Source organism: Enterobacter soli ATCC BAA-2102, assembly GCF_001654845.1.
Classification (GTDB): domain Bacteria; phylum Pseudomonadota; class Gammaproteobacteria; order Enterobacterales; family Enterobacteriaceae; genus Enterobacter; species Enterobacter soli.
The window spans coordinates 20,291-39,608 of the sequence record NZ_LXES01000002.1; the positions used below are offsets into that span (position 1 = coordinate 20,291).

23 protein-coding genes are annotated in these 19,318 nt (G+C 54.7%); 13 read left to right on the plus strand and 10 right to left on the minus strand.

Annotated features, from left to right (window positions below; genetic code table 11):
* Positions 1–48 precede the first annotated feature (48 nt).
* Positions 49–609, plus strand: coding sequence for an Ail/Lom family outer membrane beta-barrel protein (locus M987_RS00320; RefSeq protein WP_014071453.1), 561 nt, complete (start codon positions 49–51; stop codon positions 607–609).
* Between the two features lie 57 nt (positions 610–666).
* Here the strand turns inward: M987_RS00320 and M987_RS00325 are convergent, their stop codons facing one another.
* Positions 667–1,563, minus strand: a complete 897-nt coding sequence (locus tag M987_RS00325; RefSeq protein WP_014071454.1) for a LysR substrate-binding domain-containing protein — start codon at positions 1,561–1,563, stop codon at positions 667–669.
* Positions 1,564–1,660: 97 nt separating this feature from the next.
* On the opposite strand from M987_RS00325, the gene M987_RS00330 reads away from it, so the two are divergent.
* Positions 1,661–2,263, plus strand: a complete 603-nt coding sequence (locus tag M987_RS00330; protein WP_014071455.1) for a short chain dehydrogenase — start codon at positions 1,661–1,663, stop codon at positions 2,261–2,263.
* Between the two features lie 186 nt (positions 2,264–2,449).
* Here the strand turns inward: M987_RS00330 and M987_RS00335 are convergent, their stop codons facing one another.
* The 6 genes from M987_RS00335 to M987_RS00360 form a co-directional block, all read right to left on the minus strand.
* Complete coding sequence (locus M987_RS00335; protein ID WP_014071456.1) at positions 2,450–3,829, minus strand: amidohydrolase family protein; 1,380 nt, start codon at positions 3,827–3,829, stop codon at positions 2,450–2,452.
* 16 nt (positions 3,830–3,845) lie between these two features.
* Positions 3,846–4,796: a carbamate kinase family protein gene (locus M987_RS00340; RefSeq protein WP_014071457.1), complete on the minus strand. Its 951-nt coding sequence runs from the start codon at positions 4,794–4,796 to the stop codon at positions 3,846–3,848.
* A gap of 120 nt (positions 4,797–4,916) precedes the next feature.
* A complete protein-coding gene (locus M987_RS00345) occupies positions 4,917–6,461 on the minus strand; it encodes a hypothetical protein (protein ID WP_014071458.1) in 1,545 nt (514 codons plus the stop codon).
* An 11-nt stretch (positions 6,462–6,472) separates the two neighbouring features.
* The gene (locus M987_RS00350) at positions 6,473–7,888 is read right to left on the minus strand and encodes a YlbE family protein (protein WP_014071459.1); all 1,416 of its coding nucleotides are present in this window, start codon (positions 7,886–7,888) and stop codon (positions 6,473–6,475) included.
* Positions 7,888–9,429 carry an acyl-CoA synthetase FdrA gene (gene fdrA, locus M987_RS00355; RefSeq protein WP_014071460.1) on the minus strand — a complete coding sequence of 514 codons (1,542 nt, stop codon included), beginning with the start codon at positions 9,427–9,429 and terminating at the stop codon, positions 7,888–7,890. The genes M987_RS00350 and fdrA overlap by 1 nt, the downstream gene beginning before the upstream one ends.
* Positions 9,430–9,534: 105 nt before the next feature.
* Positions 9,535–10,140, minus strand: coding sequence for an ankyrin repeat domain-containing protein (locus M987_RS00360; protein WP_014071461.1), 606 nt, complete (start codon positions 10,138–10,140; stop codon positions 9,535–9,537).
* Positions 10,141–10,509: 369 nt separating this feature from the next.
* Here M987_RS00360 and M987_RS00365 point away from each other — a divergent pair, with 369 nt between their 5' ends.
* Complete coding sequence (locus M987_RS00365) at positions 10,510–11,439, plus strand: LysR substrate-binding domain-containing protein (RefSeq protein ID WP_014071462.1); 930 nt, start codon at positions 10,510–10,512, stop codon at positions 11,437–11,439.
* On the opposite strand, the gene M987_RS00370 is transcribed toward M987_RS00365, so the two are convergent.
* Positions 11,436–11,594, minus strand: a complete 159-nt coding sequence (locus tag M987_RS00370; protein WP_002903230.1) for a YqaE/Pmp3 family membrane protein — start codon at positions 11,592–11,594, stop codon at positions 11,436–11,438. The genes M987_RS00365 and M987_RS00370 overlap by 4 nt on opposite strands.
* A gap of 177 nt (positions 11,595–11,771) precedes the next feature.
* Here M987_RS00370 and M987_RS00375 point away from each other — a divergent pair, with 177 nt between their 5' ends.
* The 3 genes from M987_RS00375 (at position 11,772) to M987_RS00385 (ending at position 12,862) form a co-directional block, all read left to right on the plus strand.
* Complete coding sequence (locus M987_RS00375) at positions 11,772–12,071, plus strand: ArsR/SmtB family transcription factor (protein WP_014071463.1); 300 nt, start codon at positions 11,772–11,774, stop codon at positions 12,069–12,071.
* A 10-nt stretch (positions 12,072–12,081) separates the two neighbouring features.
* Positions 12,082–12,603 carry a rhodanese family protein gene (locus tag M987_RS00380; protein ID WP_014071464.1) on the plus strand — a complete coding sequence of 174 codons (522 nt, stop codon included), beginning with the start codon at positions 12,082–12,084 and terminating at the stop codon, positions 12,601–12,603.
* Between the two features lie 79 nt (positions 12,604–12,682).
* Positions 12,683–12,862 (plus strand): hypothetical protein, encoded by a 180-nt coding sequence (locus M987_RS00385; RefSeq protein WP_014071465.1) that lies wholly within the window; start codon positions 12,683–12,685, stop codon positions 12,860–12,862.
* Between the two features lie 39 nt (positions 12,863–12,901).
* Here the strand turns inward: M987_RS00385 and stpA are convergent, their stop codons facing one another.
* Positions 12,902–13,306 carry a DNA-binding protein StpA gene (stpA, locus tag M987_RS00390; protein ID WP_014071466.1) on the minus strand — a complete coding sequence of 135 codons (405 nt, stop codon included), beginning with the start codon at positions 13,304–13,306 and terminating at the stop codon, positions 12,902–12,904.
* 136 nt (positions 13,307–13,442) lie between these two features.
* Here stpA and M987_RS24590 point away from each other — a divergent pair, with 136 nt between their 5' ends.
* Complete coding sequence (locus M987_RS24590; protein WP_014071467.1) at positions 13,443–13,715, plus strand: hypothetical protein; 273 nt, start codon at positions 13,443–13,445, stop codon at positions 13,713–13,715.
* A 223-nt stretch (positions 13,716–13,938) separates the two neighbouring features.
* The gene (alaE, locus tag M987_RS00395) at positions 13,939–14,388 is read left to right on the plus strand and encodes an L-alanine exporter AlaE (protein ID WP_014071468.1); all 450 of its coding nucleotides are present in this window, start codon (positions 13,939–13,941) and stop codon (positions 14,386–14,388) included.
* Between the two features lie 33 nt (positions 14,389–14,421).
* Here alaE and M987_RS00400 read toward each other — a convergent pair whose 3' ends face one another.
* The gene (locus M987_RS00400; protein ID WP_014071469.1) at positions 14,422–14,766 is read right to left on the minus strand and encodes a DUF2002 family protein; all 345 of its coding nucleotides are present in this window, start codon (positions 14,764–14,766) and stop codon (positions 14,422–14,424) included.
* A gap of 160 nt (positions 14,767–14,926) precedes the next feature.
* Between M987_RS00400 and M987_RS00405 the strand changes: the two genes are divergently transcribed.
* The 5 genes from M987_RS00405 to nrdF all read left to right on the plus strand — a co-directional run bounded on the left by M987_RS00405 (position 14,927) and on the right by nrdF (position 19,237).
* A complete protein-coding gene (locus M987_RS00405; protein WP_014071470.1) occupies positions 14,927–15,253 on the plus strand; it encodes an ElaB/YgaM/YqjD family protein in 327 nt (108 codons plus the stop codon).
* A gap of 251 nt (positions 15,254–15,504) precedes the next feature.
* Complete coding sequence (gene nrdH / locus M987_RS00410) at positions 15,505–15,744, plus strand: glutaredoxin-like protein NrdH (RefSeq protein WP_014071471.1); 240 nt, start codon at positions 15,505–15,507, stop codon at positions 15,742–15,744.
* Positions 15,741–16,151, plus strand: a complete 411-nt coding sequence (nrdI, locus tag M987_RS00415) for a class Ib ribonucleoside-diphosphate reductase assembly flavoprotein NrdI (protein WP_014071472.1) — start codon at positions 15,741–15,743, stop codon at positions 16,149–16,151. Before nrdH ends, nrdI begins: the two co-directional genes overlap by 4 nt.
* Positions 16,124–18,268, plus strand: a complete 2,145-nt coding sequence (gene nrdE, locus M987_RS00420; RefSeq protein ID WP_014071473.1) for a class 1b ribonucleoside-diphosphate reductase subunit alpha — start codon at positions 16,124–16,126, stop codon at positions 18,266–18,268. Before nrdI ends, nrdE begins: the two co-directional genes overlap by 28 nt.
* Positions 18,269–18,277: 9 nt before the next feature.
* Positions 18,278–19,237 carry a class 1b ribonucleoside-diphosphate reductase subunit beta gene (nrdF, locus tag M987_RS00425; protein WP_014071474.1) on the plus strand — a complete coding sequence of 320 codons (960 nt, stop codon included), beginning with the start codon at positions 18,278–18,280 and terminating at the stop codon, positions 19,235–19,237.
* The last annotated feature ends 81 nt before the right edge of the window (positions 19,238–19,318 follow it).

The window sequence follows — 19,318 nt, forward strand, 5'->3', positions numbered from 1 at the left end:
AGCTTTCCGGCAATCATTTCAAAAAAAACGACGAAAGGATGACGGTAAATGAAAAAAATATCTCTGGCGTTAATTATCGCGGCAAGCCTGGCAAGCGGCGCTGCTCTGGCGGATAACCAGACTGTTTCTGTTGGTTATGCGCAGAGCAAAATCGAAGACTTCAAAAATATTCGCGGCGTGAACGCGCAGTATCGCTACGAGTGGGATTCACCGTGGAGTGCAGTAGGCTCATTCACCTATATGAGTGGCGATCAGGATGACCATTACTATGTGGACTCCGATTCGGTGAAAAACCACATTGAAGCGAAATATTACTCCCTGTTGGTTGGCCCGGCGTACCGTATTAATGAGTACGTTTCCCTGTATGCACTGGGCGGCGTTGCACACACCAAAGCCGACGTCGACACCAAATGGGTGAACGCCGGTGATGGTTTTACCCAGAAAGAGAGCCGCTCCGAGAAATCGACCTCTTTTGCTTACGGCGCGGGCGTGCAGTTTAACCCAACTCCGGAGCTGGCGATTAACGTCGGCTACGAAGGCACGAATGCGGATCTGGACGGCAATTACGCCATCAACGGCTTTAACGTAGGCGTGGGTTATCGTTTCTGACAGGTGCGGCCTGTTGCCGGGTGGCGGCTACGCCTTACCCGGCCTACGGTCCAGATATTATGCAGGCACGGCAACAGGCAATGCCTGCATAATATGCGCAATAAACTGCGTAAGTTTCGGCAACGGGCGTAAATCCTGCCGCCAAAGCAGATGCACTGGCCTCGGCTCCGGGGTGTAATCCTCAAGCACCCGCACCAGCCTGCCGCTCGCCAGCTCTTCCGCCACCAGCACTTCCGGTTGCAGGAGTAACCCCGCCCCCGCTCTTGCCGCCATGCGTAGTCCGTAGCCGTCGTTACATCTTAAGATGGCATCACGCTTCCAGCGCACTTCCCCTTCCACGCCCGGCAGCCGCCACTCGTTGCGCGCGGTCCAGACCGTGTGCGACAGACACAGGTGATCCACCAGGTCGGCGGGCGTTTGCGGTGTGCCGTAACGGGCCAGATACTCCGGTGCGGCGCAAATCACCATCCGGTACGGGCAGAGGTATTTTGCCACCAGGTCATCGTGATGGATGTCGCCAATACGAATGGCCAAATCAACACCTTCGTCCACCAGATCCACCATCCGGTTAGTCAGATCCAGCTCGACCCGCACTTCCGGGAAACGCTGTAAAAACGTGGCGGTAAGCGGGGCTACCACGCAGCCACCGAACGACGTGGGCGCGGATACCCGCAAGGTTCCGGCGGGTGTCGCACGCAGACGCTCAACGGCGCGTTCTGCCGCCGATACCTGCTCCAGCACCCGCTTTGCTTCGTCAAAATAGACACGTCCGGCGTCAGTCAGGCTCTGGCGGCGGGTGTTTCGCTCGAGCAGGCGCGTACCCAGTTGAGACTCCAGCAACGCAATGTACTTTCCGACCATCACCGCCGACATCTCAAGGCGCGATGCGGCAAGGGTGAAACTGCCGCTTTCCACCACGGCGATAAAGGTCTCCATGCCGCGAAGCTTATCCATATTGCAAACCTCTGGTTAGTAATCATCTAACTTTAGCCCAGTTTATCTGACTTTTTATTTATTAAAGAATGAAGGCTCACAACATAAGGAGTCTGCTATGAAAATCGTCATTATTGGCGCCAGCGGTACGGTCGGTCGCGCAGTAACGGAAGCGTTAAGTCTTCGCCATGAGGTTATCCGCGTGGGGCGTACGCAGGGTGATTATCAGGTGGATATCACCTCGCAGGAGAGCGTGCAGGCGCTGTTTGAAAAAATCGGCCCGGTGGATGCCATTGTCTCTGCCAGCGGGGGTCTACACTTCGGCCCGCTCGCCACGATGAAAGACAGCGATTTCAACCGGGGCTTGCAGGACAAGCTTCTGGGACAAGTGCGCCTGGCGCTGACCGGCCAGCACTACCTGAACGAGGGCGGCTCTATTACCCTGATTAGTGGCATTGTGGCGCACGAACCCATTGCTCAGGGGGTAAATGCCACTACGGTAAATGCCGCGCTGGAAGGGTTTGTCCGTGCGGCGGCCTGCGAACTGCCGCACGGTATTCGTATCAACCTGATTAGCCCGACGGTGCTTACCGAATCCGCCGAAGCGTACGACGGTTTCTTCCCCGGTTTTGAAAGTGTGCCAGCGGCGACCGTGGCCCAGGCCTATCGCCGCAGCGTGGAAGGCGTGCAGAGCGGGCGGGTGTATACAGTAGGTTATTGAGCCTTACGGGCAGCGCCACCCGGCCTATAAAAGGATCGTGCGGCCTGATGCCCTCACCCCCCCCTCTCCCACAGGGAGAGGGAGCAAACACTAAAATCGGCAACCAGGTTGCCGATTTGCTTTTACCTTGTGCGGCCTGATGCCCTCACCCCAACCCTCTCCCACAGGGAGAGGGAGAAATGCACATCAGCCCACCGCCCCCCAAACAAGGTTGCCGTTATGGAAGGTCGCAGTGCGCGGGGAAATGCGCGCTACAGCTTCGGCGGAACAGGAGGCATCCACCAGCACAAAACTGGCGTCGTCCTGCGCTTTTGGCCACACGCGCTCGCCTTTGTCGTTGAGCGGCAGCACATCACCGGTGGCGATACCCAGTGCGCGGGAAAGGGTTTGCTCGTTCGGGCGAATATAAAGCTGGGCGTAAAGGTTCGCTTTTTCCAGCATATCGCCCAGGCCGTAAGGCGACCAGTGGTCGATCACGCTGTCGGTGCCCGTCATCACAAACACGCCTTTATCACGCAACTGCTTCAGCGGCATGTGCAGAGTGCCAATCGGCACGGTGGAGGCAATTGTCACCTGCTGCGCCGCCATGCGGGTGGCAATTTCATCCACCTGCTGCTCGTTGAGCGTGGCCAGCGCGAAAGCATGGCTGATGGTCAGCTTGCCCTTCAGCTCAGGCGTTTTCTCCACCGTTTCGACCATGTAATTCACCGCCGCAACGCCCGCCGGGCTGGTTTCGTGCAGGTGAATATCCACCCCTTTGTTGTAGTCCAGTGCAATCTGGAACATGGTGTCGAGGGATTTTTCCATCGCGCCATCGACGTTGGTAGGATCAAGCCCGCCAACATAGTGCGCCCCGGCCTGCATCGCTTCGCGCATCAGCTTCTCGGAATGGGATAACAGCAGCCCATGCTGCGGGAAAGCGACAATTTCGCAGTCAAAACCGGGCTTGCGCCGGGATAATACGGCTTGCAGGTTTTCCAGATTTTTCAGGCCGGACACCGGTTCAATATTGCAGTGGCTGCGGGCAATAGTGGAGCCTTTCGACTGGATCAGGCCGATCAGTTTTTCCGCTCGCTCCTGGGTATAAGGTTGCAGCTCTGGTAACAGTTTCTGCTCCAGGCGGATCATGTCCTGGATGGTGGTCCCGGCCGGGCGATTCAGCGAACGCCACGGGCCGCCGTAAAACGTTTTATCCAGATGGATGTGCATGTCACGCATCGCCGGAAGCATCAGTTTGCTGCCCGCATCGTAGTGCGGCAGCGTGGCATCGGCGTGGCTTTTGTTATCCCGTAAAGCGACTATTTTCCCGTCTTTGATTTCCAGCGTTTTCAGCTCGGTGCGGGTGCTGGTCGCGACGCTGCCGTCGAAATTGAACCCGGCTTCCAGCAGGACGTTATCCAGATAGTAGTGTTTTGCGCTGATGCTCATGGGTTTGCCTGTCTCACAGATTTGCTTCGCGGGATCCGCAGCATACGCGACAGAGCCGGTAGCACCAAACAGAGCGCAGGCAGTGACCATTTTGCCGCTCTGGCTGATAAATTCACGGCGGCTTTTATTCTCACTCATCTTTTCTTCCTTTTGCTTAAGCATTCACAATGTGGGTGCCGGTTTCACCGCGCAACGCCGCGGGCAGGCAGTCCGGCGAGGTGATCACCACCCGTTTGCCGCCATGGTGCAGGAATTCCAGTGAGGCGACGATTTTCGGCAGCATACTGCCCGCCGGGAAATGCCCCTCTTCCATATAGCGTGTCATCTGCGCCACGTTTACCGTATCCAGCGCCTGCTGAGTCGGCTTGCCGAAGTTCACGCACACTTTTTCCACCCCAGTGGTGATAACCAGCACATCCGCGCCGATCTCGCGCGCCAGCAGTGCGGTGGAGAGATCTTTATCGATCACCGCATCCACGCTCTGGTAATCCCCCTGCTCGGTGCGAACGACCGGAATACCGCCGCCACCGGCGCCGATCACCACAAATCCCTTTTGCGTCAGCGTTTTGATGGCATCGGCCTCAACGATACGTAACGGCTGCGGTGAGGCCACCACGCGGCGATAGCCCCGGCCAGAATCCTCTACAAAATGCCAGTCCGGGTGTGCCAGCTGTAATTCGTCGCGTTGTGCTTCACTGAAGAACGCACCGATGGGCTTGGTAGGATGGGTAAAGCCGGCATCGTTTTTATCCACCTCTACCTGTGTGACCACCGTCACCGCCTTTTTCTCGCCACGCGCGGCAAGGCGGTTGTTTAACGCCTGCTGGATCAGATAGCCGATCCCGCCCTGAGTATCTGCCACGCAGTTCGCCAGCGGGGTCAGCGGCAACCCTTCACGCTCGTGGGCGATTTCCGCCCGGCGCAGATCCAGCCCCACCTGCGGACCATTACCGTGGGTGAGCACAATGTCGTAATCGGATGCCAGCATCTCCAGCACCGACTCCGCAACGGCTTTAACCGCCTGCGACTGATGTTCAATCGACTGGCTGGCGTTATCTTTGATAATGCTGTTGCCGCCGATGGCAACGACCATGAGCTCTTTCATACGTTTTCCTTCATCATGGTGCGGTATGTTTCCCCTCACCCCAGCCCTCTCCCCAAAGGGGCGAGGGAGTTAACATCCCCTCTCCCCTTTGGGGAGAGGGTTAGGGTGAGGGGCAATCTTTTAGGACTCAGAAACGGGTGCACTTGTGCTCGCCGCTTCGCGGCTATCAAGCACATGCTTCACCACAAACATGCCACCCATCATCAGATACGCGGTGACGAACATCAGCGAACTGCCTTCGGCAAAGCCCACGACCGGCGCGTGGATCACGCCAAACAGTGCCAGCAGCGCGCCAACAGCGGCAGCAATGGCCCCACGCAGCGGTTTATTGATGATGGAGAAGATGGCGATACAGCCCCAGAGCATACTGGCGAGCGGAGCACCGTTGCCCAGATGTACCAGTCCTTCGTAGTAGATGCCTTTGCTGTGCAGCACGTCGGTACCGATTTTCGCCGCATTGGTCCCCGCGGCCCCCATCACGCTGTTCATCATGGTCAGCGCCCAGTTGGCGATCCACGGGAACAGACAGATGAAGATAACGGGTACCTCCACTTTGGGTGTTTCCCTCACCACCTGGTTGGCGGTCACCACGCCGATAAACACCAGAATCGGCACGATGGCGGTCATCGGAATAATGGCGAGCATAAACGCCCCCAGCCCGAACAGCGGCACGATGAACATGGTCACACCGGACGCCAGCGTATAGCCGATGCTCGCCCCCATGGCTTTCCAGCCCGCGTGGCCCACGTAGACCGTCACCGGGAACGGGTTACCCATCAGACAACCCAGCATCGATGCCAGACCGTTCGCCAGCATCACCTTACGGGTTGGGTATTCATCCCCTGCCGCGTGGGCGCTTTCGATGTTTTCCAGGTCAAAGATGTAGTTTGCCAGCCCCAGAGGAACCGCTGATGCCAGGTACGGCAACGCGTGCGGCAGCCCTTGCAGGAAGCCTTCCACATGCACTTGCGGCGGGTTAAAACCAAACGACGACATAGACGCTTTAATCGCTTCCGGGCTTTGCAGGCCGGAGATCCACGCCAGAGCCGTACCGGCAATCAACAGCAGCAGGCCGGTCGGGATTTTGGCGAAGATCGGCTTTTTGCCAAACCAGTTAATGAAGATCAGCAGCAGCACGATGAACGACACGGTCGGCGCTTCGAACGCCTGGAGCATCGGGTTCATCGCCAGCAGCAACAGACCCAGCCCGGACAGGCACGACAGCAGTACGGTACGCGGGATCATCTTGCGGATGGTTTCCCCTAAAAACGAACCGCCCGCCAGGATCATCGCTTCCACAAAGCACCACACCAGACCAATCTGGATGGCAAAATCCGCATCACCCGTTTGCTGATAGACCGGCATCAGCACCAGGAAGGTCACGGTAAAAATCGACGGAGCACTCGGACCGGACGGCAGCGCGGTAACGTCGTTACGCCCGGTCTGGCGCGCCATTTGCAGGCCAAACCACGCATAGCAAATGCTCGCGACCAGTACCGCCAGCCCGAAGGCTGGCGCGATGCGTCCATAAACAATCTCTTTCGGGATGCCGACGACAAAAATGAGCAGCCCCATCATGGTCAGCAAATTGGTCAGGTTGTTGGTCATCAACCCGAAATATGCCGCCCAGTCACCTCTTTTCCACTCCAGTTTCATGTTTTTCATGGATGCTTGCCTTATAAAAAGTAGCGATCGCGGAAGGTCAACAGCGCCTTTTCAAAACAGCTAAATGGCGGGTGAACAATGCCCGCCCCAATCATGCCGATACCCGCATCTTTGTGGGCAATCGCGGTGTTGATCACCGGCAAAATGCCACTGCCAGCCACTCTGGTGATGTCGATGGCGGTCGGGATGCCCATAAACGAGAGCAGCGGAATGGTGACGTTCGGGTTTTCGCCGAGCGTGATTTCCCGCATCTGGCGGGAGAAGTCGATGGCTTCATCCACCGTGCCGCCCACCAGCGCCACAATCGCCGGGGCCGTTGCCATTGCAAAACCGCCGATACCGTAGGTTTCCGTGATTGCGCTGTCGCCGATATCCAGACCTGAGTCTTCCGGTTTGTAACCCGCAAACATCGGGCCAATCACCTGCTGCGCCGGGCCGGTGAACCACTGCCCCGGCAGGCCAGAGATGCGCAGGCCGAATTCATAGCCGTTACGCGCCATGGTGGTGACTACGGTGCTGTACTCAATGCCGTGGGCGGCATCCAGCGCGGCTTTACACATCGCCATCCACGTTGGGCCAGAGAAGTAGTCACTGCTGGCGACAAACTCGAACACTTCACGCTGTTGTTCCACCGGATAACCCGCCTGAATAAGGCCCGGCGTCAGCGCCTGGATCAGCAACGTGGTGCCCGCGTTGTTACGGTTGTGGCACTCGTCGCCCATGTGCAGGGCCTGCGCCAGCATTAAGCGCAGATCGATTTCGCCGATGATTTTCATGGCATCGCGCAGCATCGGGCCAAGCACATCGCGCATCCAGTTCAGGCGGTCGATAACGCTCTGGTCATTGGCGCCCATACGCAGAATTTTTGCCATCTGCTCGCTTAAGTTAGTGAATGCACGGTTGCCGTAGGTTTTGTTTTCGACGATATGCATGAACATCGAGGCTGAGGTAACACCCGCCATGGAGCCTACGCAGTCGTGTTCGTGGCACGGCGAGAAGGTGATCTCACCGGATGCCGCCAGCTTAGCCGCATCATCGAGATCTTTGGCCAAACCTTCAAACACCAGCGCGCCGGTGACCGCCCCTTTCATCGCCCCACACATGTTCTCCCAGGAAACAGGCGGGCCCGCGTGCAGAATGGTGGTACGGGTCATGCCCGGCACCACGTTTATCGCCTGGTCGTAGCCCACCAGCACCGGATGTGACTGAATAATGCGCTCAAGGGCTATTTTGTTGGCGGCGGCAATTTTGTCGGCCAGCGGTTTGCCTGCCAGTTGATCCAGCGCTTCCACGACCTGCATATTGCCCTGCCCCGGCGGCGTCCAGTCCAGCTGAGTCACGGGAACATGCTGCTTTTTGAGGTCGTCACTGAACATCGCAATGCCGACGTTAATGACGTTCAGCGGCTGATTAAATAAAGTCGTCATTATGCTTTCTCCCCTTTGCAGACAAATTCGCGTGCCAGTAATCCGGTATTGGTGCTGCTGCTGGCCCAGATAACGCCGGCATCGGTCAGAAGCTGACACTGCTGAGCCAGTGACGGTGCGTCCCGGTCTGTACCGAGCACGTAGCCGAGGATCTCCAGCGGACGGTTATCGGCCTTCGCAATGGCCTGCGCCTCTTTAATGGCGTCGATCATCACCCCCACCGGATCTTCATGCGCGCCAAAGCCCAGTACGAAGTCCATCACGATCACCCCCACTTCCGGGTCACGTGCTTCCTGTAACAGACGGCTGATGCGGTTGGTCGGGTCGATCATCGGGTGCGGTTTGCCGTTGGTGAAGTCGTCGTCGCCAAAGTCGAGGAAGGTATGGGCCTTACTGACGTTAATGTCGCTGAGACGTTTCGTCGGATCCGGCTGAATGTTGCTGTAGACGTCGTCGAATTTATCGAGCGCGGCGAACATCGCTTCATCGCACAGCGTGCCGCCGCAGAACAGGCCGCGAATGTATTTTTGCTGTGGGGTCAGACGGGCGCGCACCACTTCGATCAGCGGCCAGTTGAGCGGATGCAGATCAAGGGACTCTTTTTTGATACCGGTCAGCAGCACCGCTTTCAGCGCGGCTTCCTTGGTGCCACGGGCAAACTGTAATCCGTCTTCATCAGCAGGAGGGGCATTACGGCCGAGGAAGCACGCGATCACAGGTTTGCGGCAGGCGCGCGCACGTGCCAGCACTTTTTCTGCCACCGCAGGCGCAGGCGGCTTGGAGATGAGCGCAATCACCTGCGTGGCGTCGTCGGCTTCCAGCATGTCGATGGCATCGAGCATCATCAACCCGCCAATTTTTTCACTCAGATCGCGGCCACCGGTCCCAATCAGCTGTGACACGCCGCCGCCGAACTCATGAATTCGCACGCTCAACTCCTGGCTGCCGGTGCCGGACGCCCCGACGATACCAATCGGCCCACGGCGCACCTCGTTGCCAAAGCACAGCGCCGCGCCGTTAATAATGGCGGTGCCGCAGTCAGGCCCCATCATTAACAGCCCTTTCTGGTGGGCCAATTGCTTAAGCGCCAGCTCGTCGTCGAGGCTCACGTTGTCAGAAAACAGCATCACGTTGAGATCGTTTTCCAGCGCCTGACGCGCTTCGCGGGCGGCAAAGGTGCCGTTCACCGAAATCACCGCAAGGTTTGCATCGGGGCGATGGGTTTTAGCACTGGCAAGGGTGGCATAGCGTGCTTCATGGCTGCCGCCGCTCTCTTTGCGGGTGAACAGCGCTTCAATGGCGGCCAGCGTTTCGTCATTCGCCGCAGCGCCTTTAATGACAATCATCAGGTCGCCGTTTTTGGCTTCGGCTAATTCAGGCGTTAACAGCCCAAGATTTTTCAGTACGCCTTTATTCATTTCCGTCGCCATCGCCACAAATGCCTGTTCAACGCCCGGCAATTTATTGGCTTTGGTGGAAACCGACATTAATGAGACGGAATCAAAATAAGTATTCTTTTTTATCACGATTTTCGTTGGCATTATTTTACCTGTATGAGGATAAAAGGGGGCCGCCATCGTGCAAAAGGCACGACGGTAAAATGCTGTGTTTATTCATGGCCAGCCCGGTCAGGCTGGCCGGTTTATTTATGCGCCAGCCGCCAGCAGCAATTCGGCGATTTCATGGAAGCCTTTTTCCCGCGCCAGTTCGAGCGGGGATTTACCGTATTTGTCGGTCATGTGCGGATTAGCGCCGTTATCCAGCAGCAGCTTTACAATTTCCTGCTGCTTTGCGCCGCCATCGTTGAGGACAATGGCTTCCAGCAGCGGCGTCCAGCCCACGAAATTCGTGTGGTTAACGTTGATATCGGTCAGCGCCAGCAGTTCACGTACAATTTCAACGTGGCCTTTTTCGCTGGCAGGCGTGATGCCCACACCGCCAAAGCGCGTCAGCCTTTCCAGGTCAGGGCCAGCCGGAAGAACAATGCGTAAAAGGGTTAAATCGTTGGTCAGGCAGCTAATCAGGAAGGGGTTAAAACAGGTATTATCCTGTTTATCAATATCCGCCCCGGCAGCAATTAAATGCTCCACACAGGCGTATTGTTTATTCAGGCTGGCAATAATAATGGCGGTTCTTTTCTGGCGGTTAGTGGCATTGATATCCACGCCTTTATCCAGACACGCTTTTAGCGCGTTGATATTGCCTTGTTCTGCCGCCAGCAGAAATTCAGTAACGAGTTCATTTGCAGACATATTCAGACTCCCGATGTTTTCATTTCTGATGCCCTGAGAATAGCAACAGCCCCTTCAGAAAAGAATCCGCTTAAATATCATTCACCGGAACATGACAGATTGTTGAATAAAAATTAATAATTGAGCCAAAACGTGCGCCGGTACAATGTTTTTCTTATGTTTGCCTGCTTTTGATGGTGGAAAACAGCATTCTGCTTATGTCTCTCAATCCCTTGCCGGGCGCGGCTCACAATAAATTTCAGGAAGTGTGATGCCGTTCAAATCAGTTGTAACGTCAGTGTTAAAATCTGTTCAAAACTGGTTGCTCCCGAAGGGGATTACAAATAGATTCAACAATGCCGCGCTGGCCTGTTAGCCTGGAGCCTGATGATGAATTCCATTTTTACCGAAGAGAACCTGCTGGCCTTCACCATGGCGGCACGCTACAGCAGCTTTAGCAAGGCAGCAGAAGAGCTGGGCCTGACGACATCGGCCATCAGCTACACCATCAAACGCATGGAAACCGGGCTGGACGTGGTGCTGTTTGTGCGTAACACGCGTAGCATTGAGCTTACCGAATCCGGATTTTATTTTTACCGGAAAGCCACCGACCTGCTGAACGACTTTCACGCCATTAAGCGCGGGATAGATACCATTTCCCAGGGTATCGAAGCGCGGGTGCGCATCTGCATCAATCAGCTTTTATATACACCGCGCCACACCGCCAGGCTGTTACAGGTACTGAAAAAGCAGTTCCCGACCTGCCAGATAACCGTCACCACCGAGGTATACAACGGCGTCTGGGATTCCATCATTAATAACCAGGCCAATATCGCGATTGGCGCACCGGATACCCTGCTCGACGGTGGCGGGATTGATTACACCGAAATCGGCGCTATCCGCTGGGTGTTTGCCATTGCCCCGGAACACCCGCTGGCGTTCACGCCTGAGCCGATAGCCGAAAGCCAGCTGCGCCTGTATCCGAATATCATGGTAGAAGACACCGCACACACCATTAACAAGAAAGTCGGCTGGCTGCTGCACGGACAGGAAGCGATTCTGGTGCCGGACTTCAACACCAAATGTCAGTGTCAGATCCTCGGTGAAGGGATTGGTTTTTTACCGGAATATATGGCGCGGGATGCGGTAGAAGACGGGCTGCTGGTGACGCGGCGTATCAATAATCCACGCCAGGATTCGCGCATGTTGCTTGCCACACAACATGCAGCGACCGGCCAGGTCACACGCTGGATCAAACAAGAGTTTGGCCCCCAGGGTGTGCTGACCGGAATATACAGTGATTTGCTCTGGCGCGCTTAATCGCGGGTTTGTACCCAGAACGCGTGAATAAGACCTGGAATATAGCCAAGTAGCGTCAGAATGATGTTCAGAATAAACGCCCAGCCAAAACCTTTACCCAACAGCACGCCCAGCGGCGGCAGGATGATCGTGAAAACGATACGCCAAAAACCCATACAGACTCCGTGCAAGCTCATTCATTAAAGATAAAAAGAGGACTCCCTCTAAGCGTAGTCAGTTTAGCGGGTGATACTTCTCTGCGTTGGCCTTTTACCCTCTTTTACGCTTTTGACACTGGCTTAATCCTTGCCTTTAGTTTAGCATTTACTTAATTAAGCAAATGCTAAACTAATATGACTGAACTCGAACAACTCCAGGCCAGCGCTGAGCAGGCCGCAGCACTCCTGAAAGCGATGAGCAACGCCCGCCGGCTGCTGATCCTGTGCACGCTGTGCGGTGCACCGGGCACCAGCGCGGGCGAACTGGCGCGTGCCACGGGGCTTAGCGCATCGGCCACCTCGCAGCACCTGGCGCGAATGCGTGAAGAGGGGCTTATCGACAGCACCCGCGATGCCCAGCGCATTCTCTACTTCATTAAAAACGATGCGGTGAATCAGCTCATCAGCACCCTGAAAACCCTTTATTGCCCGTAAGGAGCCGCAAATGTCCCTCCCTCTTATCTCCCCGCAGCAGGCGAATGCGCTGATTACTGAAGGCGCAACGCTGATTGATATTCGTGATACCGATGAATATGCCCGGGAGCATATTCCGCTTGCCTGTTCCGTTCCACTGGATACGCTCCCTGCCGGGCTTCAGACCCAGCCGGGCGAAACGGTTATCTTCCACTGCCAGTCGGGGGCGCGTACCTCGGGCAATGCAGCGCGTCTTGCGCAGGCGGCTTCATCCGCGCAGGCGTATGTGGTTGAAGGCGGAATTCAGGGCTGGAAACAGGCCGGGTTGCTGACCGTTGAAGACACATCACAGCCGCTCCCGCTGATGCGCCAGGTGCAAATTGCTGCCGGGCTGTTGATTTTGTGCGGAGTGGTGCTGGGATATAGCGTCTCCAGCGGCTTTTTCCTGCTCAGCGGTTTTGTTGGTGCCGGGCTGCTGTTTGCCGGGCTGAGCGGCTTTTGCGGAATGGCGCGTCTGCTGAAATTAATGCCGTGGAACAGACGTACCTCATAAGCAGTAATTCATTGAATACACTGTACCCTGCGCCAGACGTGGGCTAAGGTGAAGAACACCACAATGATGAGGAGGTACTATGTTTTCAGTCGGCGATTTTGTGCAGCCACGTATGGGCGGTCCAAAACTGAAAGTGATCGAAGTGAATGGCGAGAGCATCGTGGCAGTACAGGCCAGCAATGAGCAAGGCGAGAAATATACGCTGAAGGCGGCGGATGTCACCCTTTATACCGAAGACGGTGATTTCGGCGTCTGCTAAAGAACGCAGCCGGGCGGAACCTTCCGCCCGGCACACGAATTAAATCAGGAAATCATCCAGTGATTTACCGTTTGCCAGTGCGCTCGCAATAGGTTTTGGCGTGCGGCCCTGACCGGTCCAGGTTTTTTCTTCACCGTTAACGTCGATGAAGCGATATTTTGCTTCACGCGCTTTACGTTTTTTCGCCTGTTGACCCGCGTTGCTCGCTTCAGAGCCCAGCAGATCGGCTGGAGAAATACCGTCAGCTTTCATTCGTTCCAGCAGAGCATTAATTTTATCCTGCTGTTCAGCACGTTGCTGTTCGAATTCAGCCAGCTCGTTACGTTTTTCTTCAGTAACGATCCTGACTTTTTCCAGCATCTCTTCAAGCGCTTCAATAGAGAATTCACGCGCCATTGCACGAAGTGTGCGGATATTATTAAGATTCTGTAACGTCAAAGACATATTAATTGAAAACCTTTTCTTTGTGATAAATCGAAAAATCAACTGACAGAGTAATTCATTTCCCCTGCAATATCCACCCATCGAAACTTAAAGCCATTATTGTAAATGTTTTAAAATATAATTTTGGATGCCGGTTATGTTTCCAGGAAGAGGATTTATTTCTCTGGAGGATAATGACTTGCGTAACAGTATAAATCGCATCGCGTTGCCCCTTACAAAAAAAATGAATATTAATGCATTTATAATGAATAAAACAAACCCTTTCCTGGCAGGATTTTTATCTGCAAAAACGAATAATGAAGAACAATCATCATGGAATGATCGGTTTTCACACAAACCAAAGAATGCCATGCTGAACACCGCACCAGGAGCAAAAACCGATTCATGCAAAAACAACATAACACACTGATTTTAAATCAAATAAAACAGCATGAGAGAGAAAATAGCGAGGCGATTAACAAATACACAATTTCAGAGAATTTTGTGGACAAAAAGGCAATAAATAAAAATTAATCACTAATTGTTAGTTTCAAACCAGAGATATACGCTATACACGTCAAACAAACCAACCTAAAGCACTAAAAGCTGAACGGTAAAGCCCCATTATTATGTTCTTCTCAAGGAGTTCAGACATGTTCTCACCGCAGTCTCGCCTGCGCCATGCGGTAGCGGATACCTTCGCGATGGTTGTCTACTGTTCCGTCGTGAACATGCTGATCGAAATATTCCTCTCCGGAATGTCCTTCGAGCAATCACTTTCTTCTCGCCTGGTGGCTATCCCGGTGAACATTATTATTGCATGGCCTTACGGATTGTACCGCGATGCTGTCATGCGCCTTGCCCGCCGTATCAGCCCGGCAGGTTGGGTGAAAAACCTGGCCGACGTGCTGGCCTATGTCACTTTCCAGTCACCGGTTTATGTCGCGATTTTGCTGACCGTGGGCGCAGACTGGCATCAAATCGCTGCTGCGGTAAGTTCGAATATCGTGGTGTCGATGTTGATGGGTGTGGTGTACGGCTATTTTCTCGACTACTGCCGTCGACTGTTTAAAGTCAGCCAGTACAACCAGGCTAAAGCGTGATGTATCGCGACTGGCGCATTGCCAGTCGCACGCTTACTGCTGTTCGCCGAACAGTCCCTTCAGAAAACGCTCCAGCGCCATGCGAGAGCTGAAACCATGCGGAATACCATAATGTTCATGCGTTTCACCGCCTAAATAGAGCGGGAATTGCTGGTAGTGATCGCAGGTTTTTATATCCGAGGCAGGCTCAGCAAATGAGAGACTTCTGTCTTTCAGCGTCGGGTGAATAATGAGAGCAGTGCGCCCCATTCTGGCTTCACGGTTGACGTAAACATAATTCTCGCCGCGGCGATATCCATAGGCTTTTGATGTCACTTCATCCATGGTAAATCCCGCTTTTTCAAGAACGCGCGCCACCTCATCGGGTCGTAAATACATATTTAATCCTCGTTATCTTTTCCTGCCCGGCAACCTTACAGTATTCAGCATTAGCAACGCTTTCAGAATATTCCATAAACCGCCTGATTAGTCGTGACTCGCTTCAGATAATAAAATCCTGGGCTAAACTCAATGAGAATGCAAAATGACGGAGGATCGCATGTTTAACAGACCGAACCGAAACGATATAAACGACGACGCTCAGGATATTCGTAATGATGTCAGCCAATTAGCGGACACGCTGGAGGAAGTGCTGAAATCCTGGGGGTCAGATGCGAAGGACGAAGCAGATGCCGCAAAACGTAAGGCTCAGTCTCTGCTGCGTGAGACCCGCGCCAGAATGCATGGCCGCTCTCGTACCACGCAGGCCGCCTGTGACGCAGTCAGTTGTGCCAATACCTTCGTCCGTGAAAAACCGCTCTGCGCGCTTGGCACGGTGGCGGCAGTCGGGATTTTTGTCGGCGCCCTGCTCAGCCTGCGTAAATAACCCACAATGAGATGTGCGTCAGCCCCGGTTTGCCCCTGGCTCCGGGGTTTTTCTTTACCTACCGGCTGAAAATACCGTACAGCCTGCCCTGCCCCGCTGTGCTCATCATCGTGGCGATATCCATCTAAATTTCCCATATCTTGTATGGTTGAAACTTATCACAACTACATCTAGTATTCCCTTTAGCAAGATACACACAACCTGACGCGACAATTCGCGCCACTCCTTTATTCTAAATGGAAATACGAATCATGAGCATTATTATTTACACTCGTAACGATTGTGTTCAGTGCCACGCCACAAAACGCGCAATGGAAAGCCGCGGCGTCCAGTTTGAGATGGTAAATGTCGACCTGGTCCCGGATGCTGCCGACACCCTGCGTGCGCAGGGCTTCCGCCAGCTGCCGGTGGTGGTCGCCGGAGAAACCAGCTGGTCTGGCTTCCGCCCGGACATGATTAACCGAATCGCCGCTCAGGCCGCCAGTGCATGAGCGGGCTGGTCTACTTCTCCAGCAGCTCGGAAAACACGCTCAGATTTATTGAGCGCGTCGGGCTGCCTGCGATACGTATTCCGCTCAATGAGCGGGAGCGTATTCAGGTAGACGAACCTTACATTCTGGTGGTACCGAGCTATGGCGGTGGCGGGACGGCAGGGGCCGTTCCCCGCCAGGTAATCCGCTTTCTAAATGATCCACAGAACCGGCAGCTTATTCGCGGCGTAATTGCCGCAGGCAATCGTAATTTTGGCGATGCGTTTGGCCGTGCCGGTGATGTCATCTCTCAAAAATGCGGCGTGCCGTATCTCTATCGTTTCGAACTGATGGGGACACAGCAGGACGTAGAGAACGTGCGTAAAGGAGTGAACGAATTTTGGCAACGACAACCGCAGAACGTGTAATTCAGGCCGCGCCGGATTACCACGCATTAAACGCCATGCTTAACCTCTACGACAGCGAGGGGCGCATTCAGTTTGCTAAGGACCATGAAGCGGTAGATGCTTTTTTTAGCGCCCACGTTCGCCCGAACAGCGTCCATTTTTCCAGCCAGCATGAACGCCTCGACTATCTGGTTAAAGAGGGTTACTACGAAGAACGCGTGCTCACCCGTTATTCCCGGGACTTTGTAGTGACGCTGTTTGAACGCGCCCATGCCAGCGGCTTTCGTTTCCAGACATTCCTCGGCGCGTGGAAGTACTACACCAGCTATACCCTGAAAACGTTCGACGGCAAACGCTACCTGGAAAGCTTTGAAGATCGCGCCGTGATGGTAGCGCTGTCGCTGGCGCAGGGGGATGAAAAACTGGCAGAACAGCTGACGGATGAAATCCTGTCGGGCCGTTTCCAGCCCGCCACCCCGACATTCCTGAACTGCGGCAAAGCCCAGCGCGGCGAGCTGGTGTCATGTTTCCTGCTGCGCATTGAAGACAATATGGAGTCTATTGGCCGCGCGGTGAACTCGGCGTTACAGCTTTCAAAGCGCGGCGGCGGCGTGGCGTTTCTGCTCTCTAACCTGCGTGAAGCAGGAGCACCGATTAAACGCATTGAAAATCAGTCCTCCGGCGTGATCCCGATAATGAAAATGCTGGAAGATGCCTTCTCTTATGCGAACCAGCTTGGCGCGCGTCAGGGCGCCGGGGCGGTGTATCTGCACGCGCACCACCCGGACATTCTGCGGTTCCTGGACACCAAACGGGAAAATGCCGACGAAAAAATCCGTATCAAAACCCTGTCGCTGGGGGTCGTTATCCCGGATATCACCTTTGCGCTCGCCAAAGAGAATGCGGAGATGGCGCTGTTCTCGCCCTACGATATTGAGCGTATTTACGGCAAGCCTTTTGGCGATGTGGCCATCAGCGAGCTTTATCACGAGTTGGTCGCCGACGATCGCATTCACAAAAAATTTATCAATGCCCGCGACTTCTTCCAGCGGCTTGCAGAGATCCAGTTTGAGTCTGGTTATCCGTACATCATGTACGAAGACACGGTGAACCGCGCGAACCCGATTGCCGGGCGCATTAACATGAGCAACCTGTGTTCCGAGATTTTGCAGGTTAACAGCGCCTCCACCTATGACGAAAACCTGGACTACGACCAGACCGGAAAAGATATTTCCTGCAACCTGGGCTCGCTGAATATCGCCCACACGATGGATTCCCCGGACTTTGGCCGTACGGTGGCAACCGCCATCCGTGGCCTGACGGCGGTGTCAGACATGAGCCACATCCGCAGCGTGCCGTCCATTGAGGTGGGGAATGCCGCATCGCACGCCATTGGCCTCGGGCAGATGAACCTGCACGGTTATCTGGCACGCGAAGGGATTGCCTATGGCAGCCCGGAAGGACTGGATTTCACCAACCTCTATTTTTACACCATTACCTGGCACGCGCTGCATACCTCGATGCTGCTGGCCCGCGAGCGTAACCAGCGTTTCGCAGGCTTTGAGCAGTCCCGCTATGCCAGCGGCGAGTATTTCCATCAGTACCTGGAAGGTGACTGGCAACCGAAAACGGAGAAAGTCCGTACGCTGTTTGACCGTGCCGGTATCATCCTGCCCACGCGTGAAATGTGGCTCCAGCTGCGCGATGAGGTCATGCGTCATGGCATCTATAACCAGAATTTGCAGGCCGTGCCGCCAACCGGCTCTATCTCGTACATCAACCACGCCACCTCGAGCATCCACCCGATTGTGTCGAAAATTGAGATCCGCAAGGAAGGGAAAACCGGGCGCGTTTACTACCCTGCCCCGTTTATGACCAACGAAAACCTGGCGCTGTATCAGGATGCCTATGAAATCGGCCCGGAAAAGATTATCGATACCTACGCCGAGGCGACAAAGCATGTGGATCAGGGGTTGTCACTGACGCTGTTCTTCCCGGATACCGCCACCACGCGCGATATCAACAAGGCGCAAATCTATGCCTGGAAGAAAGGCATCAAGACACTGTACTACATTCGCCTGCGCCAGCTGGCGCTGGAAGGCACCGAAATCGAAGGCTGCGTGTCCTGCGCGCTGTAAGGAGAAAGGATGAAACTGTCACGAGTTAGCGCCGTTAACTGGAACAAAATCCAGGACGACAAAGACCTGGAGGTATGGAACCGCCTGACCAGCAACTTCTGGCTGCCGGAGAAAGTGCCTCTTTCTAACGATATTCCTGCCTGGCAGACGCTAAGCCACGCCGAGCAGCAGCTGACGATCCGCGTCTTTACCGGCCTGACGCTGCTGGACACTATTCAGAACACAACAGGCGCACCCGCGCTGATGGCCGATGCGCTGACGCCGCATGAAGAGGCCGTAATGTCGAACATCAGCTTTATGGAGGCGGTTCATGCCCGCTCCTACAGCTCGATTTTTTCAACATTGTGTCAGACCAAAGATGTGGATGAGGCCTACAGCTGGAGTGAAGCGAGTGAGTCACTCCAGCATAAAGCCCGGCTGGTGCTGGAGTATTACCGTGCCGATGAACCGCTGAAGAAGAAAATTGCCAGCGTATTTCTGGAATCGTTCCTGTTTTATTCCGGTTTCTGGCTACCAATGTACTGGTCAAGCCGGGGCAAACTCACCAACACGGCAGATTTGATTCGCCTGATCATTCGCGACGAAGCCGTGCATGGATATTACATTGGCTATAAATATCAGAAAGGGCTGGAGAGTATTAGCGAGGCTAAGCGCGAGGAATTAAAAGGATTCGCGCTGGATTTGCTGATGGATCTCTATGATAACGAGCTACGTTATACCGAAGAGCTGTACGCCGGAACCGGCTGGGAAGAGGATGTCAAAGCCTTCCTCTGTTACAACGCCAATAAAGCGCTAATGAACCTCGGCTATGAAGCTCTGTTCCCGCCAGAAATGGCCGCGGTGAACCCGGCAATTCTGGCAGCGCTTTCACCCAATGCCGATGAAAACCACGATTTCTTCTCCGGGTCTGGCTCGTCATATGTGATGGGCAAAGCGGTGGAAACCGAAGACGAGGATTGGGATTTTTAACGGTTATTGCCCTCACCCCAAAGGTTGAGGGTTGCCCGCAAAACAATACGAGCACGTACAGCTCCCTCTCCTCTTTGGGGA